Here is a 15,053-nt window from a genome sequence, read left to right on the forward strand (position 1 = left end):
GTCCGGAGCCGCGCCCGGCCGGGTGGCTCAGTTCCCCGCCAGCCGCGCGAACAGCTGGGCGGCCTCGGGCTGCTTCCACTCGATCCGGTTCGGTTCGGGGTCGAAGGGCTGCCAGGGCACGGTCAGGTACGAGACCTGGGTGTCGGCCTGCTGTATGTCGAGGGCCAGGCCGAGCAACGTGTCCGGGTCGAGCGCCGCGTCCGCGGTGACCGATTCGCGGAAGACCTGGGCGAGGGAGACCAGGGCGGCGGGCTCCTGGACGCGGGAGAGCTTCGCCAGCATCGCCTGGAGGAGGATGGAATTCCGCTTGATTCGGGATATGTCGGAGCCGTCGCCGATGTTCCGTACCCGCGCGTACGCGACCGCGGTGGCGCCGTCCACCGAAGAGCGGCCGGCGGGGAGCCTCAGTTTGGACTTGGGCTCGTCCACAGCCTGTGGAAGCCTGACCTCGACGCCGCCGAGCGCGTCGACCACCTTCTCCAGGCCGCTGTAGCGGATGGCGAGGGCGTGGTCGACACGTACGCCCGTCAGCGCCTCGACGGTCTTCCAGGCACAGTTCAGCCCACCGACGGAATACGCCTGGTTGATCAGGCCGAGGTGGGCGGCGACGGTCCGGCCGTCCGACGACCGGCACTCCGGGATCTGGACCATGGAGTCCCGGGGCAGGCTGACGACCATCGCCCGCTTCCGGTCGGCGGGCAGGTGCACGAGCATCATCAGATCGCTGCGCTCGCCCTGGACGAACGGCGCCCCTCCCTTGGGCGGCGGCCGGTAGTCGGTGCCCAGCACCAGCACGTTGAGGGCTTCGTTGTTCTTGGGCGGGCGGTCCCAGGCCGGGGACACCGTGCTCCCGATGGTGGTCGCGCCGCGCAGGAGCACGTTGGGGATCACGACGAGCGCGGTGGTGACCGCGGCGACCGCCACCAGCGCGATCCAGCCCGTCCGGCCGGTCACCCGGCGCCACCGGCCGGACGGTCCCGGGCTCGCCCGCCGTCCGCGTCCGCTCGTCTCCTCCAGCAGGCGCCGCCGCTGGCGGGCCAGTCCGGCGGGCGGTTCGTGCTCAAGGTCGCGACCGAAATCGCGGATGGTCGTGAGGTCGTCCATGCCTACTCCTCGTCCCGCAGCGGATGGGTGTCACCGAGCGCCTCGCGTACCTTGCGGCGCGCCCGGTTCAGGCGTGAGCGGACCGTGCCGACGGGTATCCCGAGTGCCTGCGCCACCTCGTCGTACGAAAGGTCCGCCCAGGCGATGAGCAGCAGCACGTCGCGGTCGCCCTTCGACAGGAGCGCGAGCGCGGACGCCAGCAGCGGACGGACGGCCGTCGCGCTCACTCCCTCGGCCACCCGTTCCGCGGGCGACTCGGCCACGCCGTCCACCGGACTGCGGGTCAGCGCCCGATAGCGGGCGGCCTCGGTCCGGTGGTGCCGGGCGACGAGGTTGCTGACGATGCCGAACAGCCAGGGACGGGCGTCAGGGCGGGCGAGGTCGTAACGGTCCCTGCGCCGGAAGGCGACCAGGAACGTCTCCCCCACCAGGTCCTCGGCGACCTCGGGACCGAGTCGCCGGGAGACATAGCGGTAGAGCATCCCCGAATAGCGGTCGAACAGCCCCGCGAACGCGTCGGGCCGAGCCCTGGACTCGGCGATGAGCTCGGAGTCCAGGCTCGGAGTCGCAAGGGGGATCATGAACAACACCATGGCATCGCGCCGGCCTAACCCTCGGGGACATGACAGCGATGTCTCTCCACTCCTCCCGTCCGGAGTTCACGCGGGGGACGCGGGCCCGTGTTCCCCGCCTGACAACCTGAGGGGCATGCGGCGAAAAATCCCGTTTTACGGTAGGTATTGCCGTTTTTGACGGCCGGTGTTTAGCTTCTTGTATGCCAACCGAGATCGTCCTGACCAGACGGTTGCACGTTGATCTGATGCGAGTCGCCGCCGCCCGCCGCGCGGGGCAGCGCTCCGGCGCCTGACGCCGCTCTTCCCACGCCGTTCGGACCGATTCGGTCGCACGGGTTCGCCATGCCCGCCTTCCCCCTCAAGGAGTCGCATGTTCGCACGCCCTGGTCGACGCCGGTTCGGCGCGGCCGCGCTCGTCCTCGCCGCCGCCGCCGCGCTGACGGCGGCCGTGCCGGCCATGGGGGCACCGGCCGCCGGTGCGCCGGCGGCCAAACCGAACGTGGTCGTCATCATGGTCGACGACATGAACGTGTCGGCCCTGCAGTACCTGCCCAAGGTCCGGTCGCTCCTCGCCGCGCAGGGCACCACGTTCGACAACAGCGTGGTGTCCTACTCGCTGTGCTGCCCGTCTCGCAGCACGTTCCTCACCGGGCAGTACGCGCACAACCACGGCGTCCTGGGCAACGGGTTACCGGACGGCGGATACGAGAAGCTGCCCGCCGCCGAGACCCTGCCGGTCTGGCTGAGCCGGGCGGGCTACGCCACCGCGCACATCGGCAAGTTCCTCAACGGCTACGGCCGCGAGCGCCCCACCGAGATCCCGCCCGGCTGGGCCGAATGGTACGGCTCGGTGGACCCGAGCACCTACCGCATGTGGAACTACACGCTCAACGAGAACGGCACGCTGCGCACGTACGGCGCGGCCGGCTCGGAGGATCCCGCGCTCTACCAGACGGACGTCTACGCCCGCAAAGCCGTCGACTACATCCAGCGCAAGGCCCCGGCGGGCGAACCGTTCTTCCTGTCCTTCGCGCCGCTCGCGCCGCACGGTGAGGGGGCCGCCTCAGGGGGCGACCTGTCCCAGCGCAATCCGCGTCCCGCCCCCCGGCACCTGGGCGCCCTGGACGACGTGCAGCTTCCCAAGCCTCCCAGCTACGACGAAGCGGATGTCTCGGACAAGCCGCCGTTCATGCGCAACAGGCCCCGGATCACCCCGGCTGACGAGGAGCGGATCGAGAACGTCCGGCTCAAGGGGCGACTGGAATCCCTCCTCGCCGTGGACGACGCGGTCGCCGCCATGGTGAACGCGTTGCGGGCGTCCGGCGAACTGGCCGACACGCTCATCGTGTTCACCTCCGACAACGGCTGGATGCAGGGCGAACACCGGATCCAGAGCGGCAAGACGGTGCCCTACGAGGAGTCGATCCGGGTGCCCCTGATCATCAGGGGACCGGGAGTACCGGCCGGCGCGCACGTCACCACGCTCGCGGCCAACATCGACCTCGCTCCGACGATCCTCGACGCCGCCGACGCGACCGCCGGGGTGACCGTCGACGGCCGCTCGCTGCTGCCGATCGCCACCGGCGCCTCCTTCGCCCGCGGCATCGTGATCGAGACCGGCCCCAGGGAGAGCGGCAGGTGGTACGCCGGTCTGCGGGCCCCGCGCTGGAAGTACGTCGAGCACTCCACCGGCGCGCGGGAGTTGTACGACCTGCAACAGGACCCGTACGAGCTGACCAGCGTGCACAACGACCCGCGCTACGCCACCGCCCGGCAGGCGCTGGCCGATCGCCTCGCGACCCTGCGCACCTGCGCCGGCGACGCCTGCCGCCAGTGGACACCGGTACCCGGCCCGACACCCTGACCACGACGCCGGGCCGTCAACCACGGGTGAGCGCACGCCGGACGCCTTCGGCCGGAGGGAGGCGCAGGACGAAGCGTGCGCCGCCCGTCCGGCGCCCGCCTGTCCCGTACCGGGACCGTACCGGGACCGTGCCCGGCGCTAACCCTTGACGGCGGGAGCCACCTGGGTCGCGAACGTGCGCAGGCACTTCTCGGCGAGTTCGAACGGCACCCCGGGGAGCGCCGGCCAGATGACGATCTCGTCGAACGGGAAGACCTCGCGAAGCGCGGACAACCGCTCCGCGACCTCGTCCGGCCGGCCGACGAACATGCGCCTGCGCACCTCGTCCAGATCCCACGACGGCTGCCGGAGGAACGCCGGCAGATCCTCCTCGCCGCCCCCGGCCCACTCGGCATACATGACCTGCTGGTAGCGGAACGCGGCGCCCACGTGCTCGCGCCATTCCCGCTCCCAGTCGTCGGAGGCCCAGACCATCGCGCTCAGCGCAAGGCGGAAGTCGCCGGGCGTGCGACCGTGACGCTCCATGGCCGGAGCGATCCGCTCGTTCCAGAGCTGGGGGACCTCCACCTCGGCGTCTACCAGGCTGTAGGAGAGAAGCCCGTCCGCGAGGCGCGCCGCCCGGTCGACGGCCGGCTTGGCCAGCCCTCCCACGATCAGCGGCACCGGCCGCTGGACCGGACCGACACTGATCGGGTACCCGTCGGCGGGCGGCTCCCCCGACAGCGCCCGCCGGAGGAACGACAGACCCTCCTCCATCAACCGCGCCCGGTCCGCGAGGCTCCGGTGGAATATGCGGAACTCATGCGGGTTCACCCCGGCACCGACCCCGAGCGTGAGGCGGCCGTTCGAGAGCACGTCCAGGACGCCCGCCTCCTCCGCGACGCGGCGGGGCTGCGTGAGGGTCAGCAGGTGGATGCCCGTGCCCAGGCGGATCGTGCTCGTCTCGCGGGCGAAAGCGCTGAGCGCGATGAGCGGAGCCGGAAGATATCCGTCGTCCACACCATGCTGTTCGGTGGTCCACACCGTCCGGTATCCGAGCCGCTCGGCGAGGCGTACGAGCTCGATCACCCGATCGTAGTGGGCCGGAGTGGGCGGCAGGCCCGGCGCGGCTCTCATGTCCGTGCACATGCTGTAAGCGATCACCAATTCGTCCAATCACTGATGCGGTGTCATCGCCGAGGTCGCCGGGCGGTGGCGAGCAGGTCGTACCCGGCGTTCCCCGATGCGATGAAAGGACTCCCTGGGGAGATGGTCCTCCGGTTCCGCCCGTTCGACACCGGGAGAACCACCCCTAACGCTCCCCGAGGCACCTTGAACGGGTACGTCCACGTGCACTCCTCGTCATGACACCGGACCGGAGATCACCGGGGAACACGTGGGGATCGGGGATTTCTCCCCTGACCCCCGCGCCGCCAGGTCGCCCAGACTGTTCGGCGAACGCGGGAGCTTTGCCGTGGGGTGCGGAGCATCGACACGGGCTACGCGAGGGTCTTTGTTCACCGTTGAAGAAACAGGGGAGGGCGCTGTGATGGCCCCTAACGATCGTTCACCCGTCACCGTCATCGGTCTCGGCCTGATGGGCTCGGCGCTGGCCCGGACGCTGGTGGGGCACGGGCATCCGACGACCGTGTGGAACCGCACCGCCGAGAAGGCGGACGAGTTGGTGGCCCTCGGCGCGACCCTGGCCGCGACTCCTCGCGACGCCGTGCTGGCGAGCCCGACGGTGATCGTCTGCGTCACGGACTACCCGGCCGCGTACGAGGTCCTGGAGTCGTGCGGTGACGCGCTGTCGGGGCGGCGTCTCGTCAACCTGAGCACGGGCACCCCGGAGCAGGCCCACGAGGCGTCCGCCTGGGCGTCCGAGCGCGGCGCCCACTACCTCGACGGGGCCGTGATGGCCACGCCGAGCGGCGTGGGGGGATCGGAGGCCGTGCTCTTCTACAGCGGGGCGGAGGAGGTGTTCGCGGCCGAGCGGGAGATGCTGAACCGCCTGGGCGGCGCCACCTCGTATCTCGGCGCCGACTACGGGCTCGCCTCGGTGTACGACTCCAGCCTGCTCGGCGTGGAATGGGGCCTCCTGAGCGGCTACTTCCACGCCTTCTCCCTGGTCGGCACCGAGGGGGCCAAGGCGTCGGCGTTCCTCCCGGTCGCCATGCAGTTCCTCAGGTCCATCGAGGCGGTCTTCCATGAGGTCGCCAGGCAGGTCGACGAGGGCAAGTACCCCAGTGACGAGGAGACCCTCGACATTCACCTGAACGCGATGGAGCACCTCATCGAGACCAGCCGTGCCCGGGGCATAGGCGTCACCGTGCCCGAGTTCTACAAGTCGATCATCGCGCGCGCGGTCGCCCTCGGCCACGGCGACGACGGCCTGCCGAGCGCGTTCGAGGCGGTCAAGCGACCGGGGTAGCCGGTACCGGCGAGCATCGGGGCACCATCCGTCGGCACGGATGGTGCCCCTTTTCGTTCCTGTCCTGACCGCCACCTGACACGCCGAACTAGACTTCACCAGGCGGATGGGTACTCCCCTGACGGTCGTGTCACCGGTCCAGTCGATCAGGAGGTGCCGAACCCGTGAGTGACGTTTCACGGTTGAGTCGTGTGCTCCCCGCCGAACTGACGCCGTTCATCGGCCGCCGCAAGGAGGCCGCCGAGGTCCGCCGCCTGCTGGAGTCGAGCCGGCTGCTGACCCTGACGGGCCCCGGCGGCATCGGCAAGACGCGGCTCGCCATGCATACGGCGCGGACGAAGCACCGGGCGTTCCCCGGCGGTCTCTGGCTGGTCGACCTCAGCACGCTGACGGACCCGAGTCTCCTGCCGCAGACGGTGTCCGCGGCGATGGGCCTGCCCGGCGTGTCCACGATGTCGCTGACGGAGACGCTGATCGACCACCTCGCGGACCGGCACGGGCTGCTGATCCTGGACAACTGCGAGCACCTGGTCGACAGCTCCGCCCTTCTCGCCCGCACCCTGCTCCGGGCGTCGGAGAACCTGCGGATCCTCGCCACCAGCCGCCAGCCGCTCGGCGTGGAGGGCGAGCAGATCTTCCAGGTCCCACCGCTCACCGTGCCGCCCAAAGCCTCGGACGCGGAGCCGCCCGAGGTCCTGCTGCGCTACGAATCCGTCAACCTGTTCGTGAGCCGGGCACAGGCGGCCTTCCCGGGTTTCCAACTGGACTCAGGCAAGGGCCCGTCGGTCGCGCGTCTTTGCCGCGATCTGGAGGGCATCCCGCTCGCCATCGAACTGGCCGCGGTCCGCATGCGCTCCCTGTCCGTGGAGCAGATCGTCGCCCGTCTCGGCGACCGGTTCAAGCTGCTGACCATCGGGCACCGGGGCCGCGAGACCCGGCAGACCTCGCTCACGGCCATGGTCGAGTGGAGCCATGACCTGCTGGACCCGCCCGACCGCACGCTGTGGGCGAGGCTGACCGTCTTCGCCGGCGGCTTCGACCTCGCGGCGACGGAGGCGGTGTGCTGTGACGACGACCTCCCGGCCGAGTCGCTGCTGGACCGCCTGCACAGCCTCGTCGAGAAATCGATCGTGATCCGAGATGACAGCGGCCCGGGTGACCGTTACTGCATGCTCGACACGTTGCGGCAGTTCGGCCGGGCCCGTCTGGAGGAGTCGGGCGAACTCGAAACGATCAGAGCACGACACCGCGACTGGTGCCGGGCGCTCGCCAACCGTGCGGCGACCGGATGGGCGCAGTCGGAACAGCGGCACTGGAGCCTGCAGCTCAAGTCCGAGCGGCACAACATCCGGGCCGCGATCGGTTATTGCCTGACGACCCCGGAAGAAGCCATCACCGGCCTGTACCTCGCCACGGACCTCTGGCCCTTCTGGCTGGTCCACGCGGTGAGCGAGGGCAGACGCCATGTGGAGCGCCTCCTGACCGCCCTGCCCGGGGGCGCCGAGGCGGACGTGGCCAAGGTCCGCGGGCTGTGGCTGGCGGGCTGGCTCGCGTTCTACCAGGGAGACATTCGAGCCGCCCGCCGCCACGGCCAGGAGAGCCGTGCCCTGGCCGAGCGACTCGGCGACGACCGCAGCCGGGCGTACGCGACCTATGTCCAGGGCCTCACCGCCGCCTACGACCACGACTATCCCGGGGCCAAGGCCCTGCTGAGCGCCGCACGTGATCACTACGACGCACTGGGCGACCTGCCGGGACGCTGGCTCGTCACCGCGGACCTGGCGGGCGTACTTGGCGGGCTCGGCGAGATCGACGCGGGCGTGGCACTCTGCGGTTCGGCGATCGAGGAGTGCGCCCGGCGCGGCGCGCGCTGGAACCAGTCGTACCTCATGTGGATCCTCGCCGACCTCAGGCGGCTGCAAGGCGATCTCGACGAGGCCACCCGCCTGCTCAAGGAGATCCTTGAGATCAATCGCGACTTCGACGACCCGACCGTCGTCGGCGCGTGCCTGCAGTCACTGTCCTGGATAGCGCACGGGCGGAAGGACGCGGACTCGGTGGCCTGGCTGTTGGGCTCGGCGCATGCCACGTGGGGCAAGGCGGGCATCTCTCCGCTGCAATACGCCGCGTGGCGAAAGGCGCACGAGGACGCCCGGGAGTACGCGCGCGCGTCGCTGGGCGAGACGGCGTTCGAGGAGACCTACCAGCGGGGCGCCCGGATGACACCCGACGCCACGATCGACCACATCCTCAACAAGGCGGCGAAGGCGGCGCCACGCGACTCACGCCACGCGGCGAACGCCGAGGAGCTCACCCCCCGGGAGCTGGAGATCGCGGAGCTGATCAGCGAGGGCCTGACGAACAAGAAGATCGCACAACGACTCGTCATCGCCCAGCGCACGGCCGAGGGACACGTCGAGCGGATCCTGCGAAAACTCGGCTGCACCTCCCGGGCGCAGGTGGCGGCGTGGTGGATGTCACGCACCGCGTCGTAGGACCCGCCCACGGCGCCGGAGTCCCTCCACACGACCCAGCCTCCACACGACCCAGCCTCTCCGTGACCCAGCTTCACCGCGACCCAGCTTCACCGCGACCCAGCCTCTCCGCGACCCAGCTTCACCGCGCCCAGCTTCTTCGCGGCCCAGGACGGCGATCGCGCGCCGACCGGGTGGCGCATCGGGTGCTCAGGGAGCGGATCGGCCGCTCAGGGAGTGGATCAGGTGCTCAGGGAGCGGATCGGCCGGTCACTCGAAACGGGCCGGATCGCCGGCGCCTCTGCGCAGGATCTCGGGTTCGGCCTGCGAGAAGTCGATGACCGTCGTCGGTACGGCTCCGCACTCCCCGGCGTCGAGCACGGCGTCCACCGTGTGGTCGAGCTTCTCCTTGATCTCCCAGCCCTGCGTCATGGGCTCGGTCTCGCCGGGCAGCAGCAGGGTGCTCGACAGCAGCGGTTCGCCGAGTTCGGCCAGCAGCGCCTGCGTGACGACGTGGTCCGGGATCCGCACGCCGACGGTCTTCTTCTTGGGATGCAGCAGCCGCCGCGGCACCTCCTTCGTCGCGGGCAGGATGAACGTGTAACTACCCGGGGTCGCCGCCTTGAGCGACCGGAACAACGCATTGCTCACGTGCACGAACTGCCCGAGCTGCGCGAAGTCCTTGCACACCAGGGTGAAGTGGTGCCCGCTGTCCAGCCTGCGGATCTCCCTGATCCGGTCGATGCCCTCCTGGTTACCCAGCTGACACCCGAGCGCGAAGCACGAGTCCGTCGGATAAGCGATCAGCCCACCCCCACGCACAAGATCCGCCACCTGCCGCAGCGCCCGAGGTTGCGGATTGTCCGGATGCACATCGATGTACTTCGCCATGCAGGAAAGCTTAAGAGCGCACACTCCACCCCCGCGAGCCGATCCGACCTGCCCGCCGTGTGACGACTGGCCCAGAGCCCGGAACGCACCGCAACGAGGGAGCCCAACCCCGGAGTCCGGCCGTATCTCATCGGCGTTGATGCTCACCAGGTCACGGAGGGCTCAGAAAATACTGGAAAAGGTGCGCATGTCGCCCGAGCTTGTGATGCGCTTCTCAAGCTAATTCTTGCAGAGGATTGTCAGAGCTTGCATGGATGGGATGATGACCGCATGAGCGCCGTATTGGATCTGCTCGAACGGCCGACCTACACGATGGCTCAGGTCGATCGTCTCCTTGGCCTGCCTTCCGGCACCGCCCGGCGATGGATTGACGGATACGCGCGCAGCGGCAAGACCTACCCACCGATTGTCCGAGAGGAACGCACAGGCGAGGAATATGCCACCTGGGGCGAATTTGTTGAAACGCGTCTTTTGTCGGAGTTTCGCACCGAAGGTGTGCCGATCATCAACATGCGTCCCGCCATACGGACCCTTCGCGCCGAGACCGGATCCCGATATCCTCTTGCACACTCGGCGAATTTGATCACAACCGTGGGCAGGGAACTGGTGAAACGAGTCCAGGACGAGGTAAACCTAGACAAGGCGCTACAACTGGTCGTAATACGTAACGGCCAGTACATGCTCACCACGCCGGCCGAGATATACGTGAACGCGGTGCAGTTCAACGAAGAGGGCGACGCGGTGCGCATGTATCCCGACCCTGAGCTACGGGAGATCGTCATCGATCCACTTCGGGCGTTCGGGGAGCCTGTCGTGCGGGATCGCTCCGTGCCGACCGAGGTGATCGCCGAGCAGGTGCGAGCCGGCGACTCGGAAGAAATGATCGCCGACCTTTATGAGCTCTCGCCTGAGCAAGTGCGCGCCGCCGTCTTGTTCGAACAGCGCCGCAGCGCCTGATATCTCGCTCTCAGGACGGTCATGCCCCCCATCGACCTCGGAAACCTGCGCTTCTTCGTTGACGAGACGTCCCTCGGCATCGGCAAGCCTCTTGTACTTTTACGCAGGGACGTGATTCATACAGGGCACCCGCTGCTGCCGGAAGTGCCCATCGGAACTCTTGATCCCGACTGGATGCCGATCATTGCCGCCAAAGAGCTGGTGGTGATTACCAGGGACAAGTGCATTCGGACCAAGCATGCCAAGGCGATGCTGCTGGCTGAGCACGGCCTTCGCATTTTCTGGCTGGCGGGAAAGAAAGATCTGTCGAACTGGGACACCATGCGGCTACTGGTACGCCGATGGGACGAGATGGAGCGGGAGATCAAGGAACGCGGGGACGGGCCATGGTTCATGGCAGTTTCAGACGCGGGAATCAGAGAGATGTCGATCACCACGCGCGAGTAGAAGCGGCCGCCCCGAAGGCATCCCCGCCTCGACGGCAACCTGGTCATCGAACACGCCCTTGCCCGGTTTCCGCCTACCAGTCAGAGCGAGATCACCCCGCCATGGGCGCCGAGACGGTCCACGGGCCTTCCGGGGGCGAGGACGCGGTGCGGCGATGGTCGGGCTCGCGGGTGGGCTGTCGGGCGCTTCGGGGAGGTTCTCCGTGGCAGCGGCGGCGCGCGGAGTTGCACGCTGCCGCTGATCGTCCTACTCCTACCACTGTCGGTGCAGAAGTGGGCGAACGTACCATTGCACGCGCGACCGGTTGGCGGGGATGAGGGAGTGCGTGTGAGTTTCAGCCAGTTGTCCCATTTGGAGTGTGGGCGGTGTGGGGCCGAGCATGACAGTGAGCGGCCGCAGAATCTGTGTGTGAAGTGCAAGTCGCCGCTGCTCGCCCGGTACGACCTGGCGGCGGTCCGGGCGGCGGTGAGCCCGGCGGAGATCGCCGGACGTTCGCCCGACCTGTGGCGGTACCACGAGTTGCTGCCGGTCAGGAGCGAGCGGTCGGTGACCACGCTCGGCGAGGGGATGACGCCGCTGCTGCCGATGGCGCGGTACGGCGAGCGGATCGGCCTGCCGCGGCTGCTGATGAAGGACGAAGGGCTGATCCCGACCGGGTCGTTCAAGGCCCGGGGCGCCGCGGTCGGCGTGTCCCGGGCGGCCGAGCTGGGCGTTGAGCGGCTGGCGATGCCGACGAACGGCAACGCCGGCGCGGCCTGGTCGCTCTACGGGGCCAGGGCCGGGCTGACCGCCACGATCGTCATGCCGGTGGACGCGCCGGAGATCACCCGGCGGGAGTGCGTGGCCGCGGGCGCGGACCTGCACCTCGTCGACGGGGTGATCAGCGACGCCGGGCGGATCGTGGGCGAGCTGATCGCGGCCTCGGACGGCCGGGTGTTCGACGCCTCGACGTTGAAGGAGCCCTACCGCATCGAGGGCAAGAAGACCATGGGCATCGAGATCGCCGAGCAGCTCGGCTGGCGGCTGCCCGATGTGATCCTCTATCCGACCGGCGGCGGGGTCGGTCTCATCGGCATCCACAAGGCGCTGCAGGAGCTGCTGGAACTCGGCTGGATCTCGGGGCGGGCGCCACGGCTGGTCGCGGTGCAGGCCGAGGGGTGCGCGCCGATCGTCCGCGCGTTCGAGCAGGGCGAGCGGGAGAGCCGGCACTGGGCGGGGTCCCACACGGTGGCGTTCGGCATCAACGTGCCCAAGCCGCTCGGCGACTTCCTCATCCTGGAGGCGCTGGCCGAGACGTCGGGGACCGCGGTCACGGTCACCGACGCCGAGTTGCTGGCCGAGCTGCGGCAGGTCGCCGCCCTGGAGGGGGCCTTCGTCTGCCCGGAGGGGGCGGCGGCCTTCGCCGCGGCCCGCAAACTGCGCGAGTCGGGCTGGATCGGCGCGGACGAGCAGGTCGTGGTGCTGAACACCGGAGCCGGGCTGAAGTACCCGGGGACGGTCCCGGTGGACGCCCCGGTCCTGCCGGTGGACGGCCACCTCACCTGACCGCCGCGCCACCGCCGCCGTCCAAAACAGCGGCCACCGGCGTCCACACACCGGCCGCACGGCCTTCCATGACGTTTCCCGGCATTCTTTCCACCTTGGCGGGCCGGTCAACCCACCGGCCGGTCCGCGTGGCGCAGGCGGTGGCGCCGGCCGATCTCGACGTTCACCTGGCCGGCTCCCGTACGCAGTCGCCGGTCAACTGATCAAGGTCATGACAGGGGAGGACATCCCTGTGTCAAGGCCGTAAAGCAGGGGAAGTGGTCACCCATGACACCCCCCTCTCCCCAGGCTGAACAGGTCACCCTCAAGCGGGCGATCGGTCCGAAACTCCTCATTCTGTTCATTGTCGGGGACATCCTCGGCACCGGCGTCTACGCGCTCACCGGGACCGTCGCCGGCCAGATCGGCGGCGCGCTGTGGATGCCGTTCCTGTTCGGCTTCGTCGTCGCCCTGCTGACCGCGATGTCCTACGTCGAGCTGGTGACGAAGTACCCCCAGGCGGCCGGCGCCGCCCTCTACACGCAGCGCGCCTTCCGCAAGCCGTTCCTGACCTTCATGGTGGCGTTCACCGTGATGTGCTCGGGGCTGACCTCGGCCAGCGCGGCGGCGCGGGCGATCGGGGGCGACTACCTGGAGGCGTTCGTCTCGCTGCCCGGCGTCGTCGTGGGCGTCGTCTTCATCGTGGCGGTCGCGCTGCTGAACTACCGGGGCGTCTCCGAGTCGGTCAAGACCAACATCGTCTTCACCCTGATCGAGCTGACCGGCCTCGTGGTGATCGTCGTCATCGGCGTGTACGCGGTCGCCACCGGCGCCGGCGAGCCGTCCCGGCTGCTCGAGATCCGCAGCGACGAAGCCGGCGGCCTGATGCTCGCGCTGCTCGGCAGCACGGCGCTGGCCTTCTTCGCGTTCGTCGGCTTCGAGGACTCCGTCAACATGGCCGAGGAGACCCAGGACCCCTCGCGCAACTTCCCCCGGGCGATCTTCCTCGGCGTCGCGATCACCAGCGTCGTCTACATTCTCGTCGCCGTCACCTCCTCGCTCCTGGTCGACTACCGGATCCTGGAGCAGTCCACCGGCCCGCTGCTGGAGGTGGTCAAGGCGGGCGGTATCAACTTCCCGCCGCAGCTCTTCGCCGCCATCGCGATGTTCGCCGTGGCGAACTCCGCCCTGATCAACATGATGATGGCCTCCCGGCTGGTGTACGGCCTCGCCAACGAGCGGGTCGTGCCACGCGGTCTCGGCTGGGTCGACCCGCGCCGGCGTACCCCGGTGATCGGCATCCTGTTCACCACCGCGCTGGCCATCGCGCTCATCTCGACCGGTGAGATCAGGGGGCTCGGCGACACGACGGCGTTCCTGCTGCTGTGCGTCTTCACCGTGGTGAACGTCGCCGTGCTGGTGCTGCGCAAGGACACAGTGGACCACGCGCACTACCGGGTGCCGACCGTGCTGCCGGTGCTCGGCGCGGTGTTCGCGTTCGTCCTGGCCAGCCCGCTGACCGGGCGGCCCGCCGAGGTCTACATCCGGGCGGGCATCCTGCTGGCCATCGGCGTCGTGCTGTGGGGGATCAACTGGCTGGTGCTCCGCCGGCAGGCCCGCACGGCGTGACGCCGGGGCGGCGCCGTACCGCACCCGGTACGGCGCCGCCGCACCGCCGGGGCGCGGCTTCTCAGCCGACCGGCTCGGCGAGGGGGAAGGGCTCCGCCGAGCGCCAGGGGCGCAGCCACGCCGTCTCCTCGCGCCTGATCGGCTCCCCGCAGTGATCACAGGTGCCGCCGGGGGTGGTGGCGTGGCCGCAGGCGCGGTGGATGACCTGCATCGGGGCGCCGGGATCGCCGGGCTCGGTGTGGTCCTGCCCCCAGGCGGCGAGCGCGTGCAGCACGGGGAGCACGTCGGCGCCAGCGGCGGTGAGACGGTATTCGTGCCGGGTGCGCCCGCCGTCCCGGTAGGGCACCCGGGTCAGCAGCCCGGCCTCGACCAGCCGGGCCAGCCGGGTGGACAGGATGTTGTCGGCGATGCCCAGTTCGGCGCGGAAGGTGTCGAACCGGGTGGTGCCCAGGGTGGCGTTGCGCAGGATGAGCAGCGTCCACCGCTCACCCAGCAGGGCGACGGCCCGGCCGATCGGGCAGGGGATGTCGGCCGTCTGTACGGTCACGTCGTCCTCCGTTCCATGCTGACTTGCATGACGCAAGTCTACGGCGTAACGTCGATGACAGGGATGACTTTTGCATTGAAAGTCAGGAGATTCGGACATGTCTCAGCAGACCACCCAGGGCGTACGCGACGTCGTCCACGAGGTCCACCAGCTGAACGTGGACGTGGGCGCGCCGTACGAGGACTTCCGCCGCCGTTACGAAGAGGCCGTGCCCCCGGCCGACCTCTCCTTCGCCGACCGCCCCGTCGGATGGGACGCGGTCCTGCGTGCCGCCGACGAGAACGCGCCACACGGCTTCATGATCTACTGGCGCATGGACGCCGCGCGCCTGATGCGCCTGGCCGGCGACCCCGGCCGGTGCACGCAGTACCTCATGGGCAACCACACCATCGCGGAACGCATGTTCCGCCACAATCCCGCCGTCATGCTGTACGCGCCGCTGCGCGCCCTGATCTACGAGGACGCCTCCGGCACCGCCTGGTTCGCCATCGACCAGCCCAGCACGAAGTTCGCCACCTTCGGCGACCCCGCCATCACTCCGGTGGGCGTCGAACTCGACCACAAGCTCGCCGGCCTCCTCGCCCACCTCGACGCCCCCGTCCCGCCCGCCCTCCTCAGGGGCTGACCGGGT

13 protein-coding genes are annotated in these 15,053 nt (G+C 69.4%); 8 read left to right on the plus strand and 5 right to left on the minus strand.

Annotation, left to right across the window (positions count from 1 at the left end):
• Positions 1-27 precede the first annotated feature (27 nt).
• Positions 28-1,104, minus strand: a complete 1,077-nt coding sequence (locus tag QSK26_RS24765) for an LCP family protein (protein ID WP_285777629.1) — start codon at positions 1,102-1,104, stop codon at positions 28-30.
• Positions 1,105-1,106: 2 nt separating this feature from the next.
• On the minus strand, positions 1,107-1,685 hold the full coding sequence (locus tag QSK26_RS24770) for an RNA polymerase sigma factor (protein ID WP_285777630.1): 579 nt from the start codon (positions 1,683-1,685) through the stop codon (positions 1,107-1,109).
• A 364-nt stretch (positions 1,686-2,049) separates the two neighbouring features.
• On the opposite strand from QSK26_RS24770, the gene QSK26_RS24775 reads away from it, so the two are divergent.
• Entirely contained in the window at positions 2,050-3,543 is a 1,494-nt protein-coding gene (locus QSK26_RS24775; protein WP_285777631.1) for a sulfatase family protein, read from the plus strand.
• Between the two features lie 138 nt (positions 3,544-3,681).
• Here the strand turns inward: QSK26_RS24775 and QSK26_RS24780 are convergent, their stop codons facing one another.
• Positions 3,682-4,659, minus strand: coding sequence for an LLM class flavin-dependent oxidoreductase (locus QSK26_RS24780; RefSeq protein WP_285777632.1), 978 nt, complete (start codon positions 4,657-4,659; stop codon positions 3,682-3,684).
• Between the two features lie 412 nt (positions 4,660-5,071).
• Between QSK26_RS24780 and QSK26_RS24785 the strand changes: the two genes are divergently transcribed.
• Together QSK26_RS24785 and QSK26_RS24790 are read left to right on the plus strand one after the other, a co-directional pair.
• Positions 5,072-5,953 carry an NAD(P)-dependent oxidoreductase gene (locus QSK26_RS24785; protein ID WP_285777633.1) on the plus strand — a complete coding sequence of 294 codons (882 nt, stop codon included), beginning with the start codon at positions 5,072-5,074 and terminating at the stop codon, positions 5,951-5,953.
• Positions 5,954-6,144: 191 nt separating this feature from the next.
• The gene (locus QSK26_RS24790) at positions 6,145-8,448 is read left to right on the plus strand and encodes an ATP-binding protein (RefSeq protein WP_285777793.1); all 2,304 of its coding nucleotides are present in this window, start codon (positions 6,145-6,147) and stop codon (positions 8,446-8,448) included.
• Positions 8,449-8,697: 249 nt separating this feature from the next.
• Here the strand turns inward: QSK26_RS24790 and QSK26_RS24795 are convergent, their stop codons facing one another.
• A complete protein-coding gene (locus tag QSK26_RS24795; RefSeq protein WP_285777634.1) occupies positions 8,698-9,318 on the minus strand; it encodes an L-threonylcarbamoyladenylate synthase in 621 nt (206 codons plus the stop codon).
• 270 nt (positions 9,319-9,588) lie between these two features.
• On the opposite strand from QSK26_RS24795, the gene QSK26_RS24800 reads away from it, so the two are divergent.
• The 4 genes from QSK26_RS24800 (at position 9,589) to QSK26_RS24815 (ending at position 13,875) form a co-directional block, all read left to right on the plus strand.
• Positions 9,589-10,275 carry a DUF433 domain-containing protein gene (locus tag QSK26_RS24800; protein ID WP_285777635.1) on the plus strand — a complete coding sequence of 229 codons (687 nt, stop codon included), beginning with the start codon at positions 9,589-9,591 and terminating at the stop codon, positions 10,273-10,275.
• A gap of 21 nt (positions 10,276-10,296) precedes the next feature.
• Positions 10,297-10,722 carry a PIN-like domain-containing protein gene (locus QSK26_RS24805; protein WP_285777636.1) on the plus strand — a complete coding sequence of 142 codons (426 nt, stop codon included), beginning with the start codon at positions 10,297-10,299 and terminating at the stop codon, positions 10,720-10,722.
• A gap of 327 nt (positions 10,723-11,049) precedes the next feature.
• On the plus strand, positions 11,050-12,267 hold the full coding sequence (locus QSK26_RS24810; protein ID WP_285777637.1) for a threonine synthase: 1,218 nt from the start codon (positions 11,050-11,052) through the stop codon (positions 12,265-12,267).
• A 267-nt stretch (positions 12,268-12,534) separates the two neighbouring features.
• A complete protein-coding gene (locus QSK26_RS24815) occupies positions 12,535-13,875 on the plus strand; it encodes an APC family permease (RefSeq protein ID WP_285777638.1) in 1,341 nt (446 codons plus the stop codon).
• Between the two features lie 61 nt (positions 13,876-13,936).
• On the opposite strand, the gene QSK26_RS24820 is transcribed toward QSK26_RS24815, so the two are convergent.
• Positions 13,937-14,422 carry a winged helix-turn-helix transcriptional regulator gene (locus QSK26_RS24820; protein WP_285777639.1) on the minus strand — a complete coding sequence of 162 codons (486 nt, stop codon included), beginning with the start codon at positions 14,420-14,422 and terminating at the stop codon, positions 13,937-13,939.
• A 97-nt stretch (positions 14,423-14,519) separates the two neighbouring features.
• On the opposite strand from QSK26_RS24820, the gene QSK26_RS24825 reads away from it, so the two are divergent.
• Positions 14,520-15,047, plus strand: coding sequence for a DUF302 domain-containing protein (locus QSK26_RS24825; protein WP_285777640.1), 528 nt, complete (start codon positions 14,520-14,522; stop codon positions 15,045-15,047).
• Positions 15,048-15,053 lie beyond the last annotated feature (6 nt).

Source organism: Microtetraspora sp. NBRC 13810, from assembly GCF_030268685.1.
Taxonomy (GTDB): Bacteria; Actinomycetota; Actinomycetes; order Streptosporangiales; family Streptosporangiaceae; genus BSRQ01.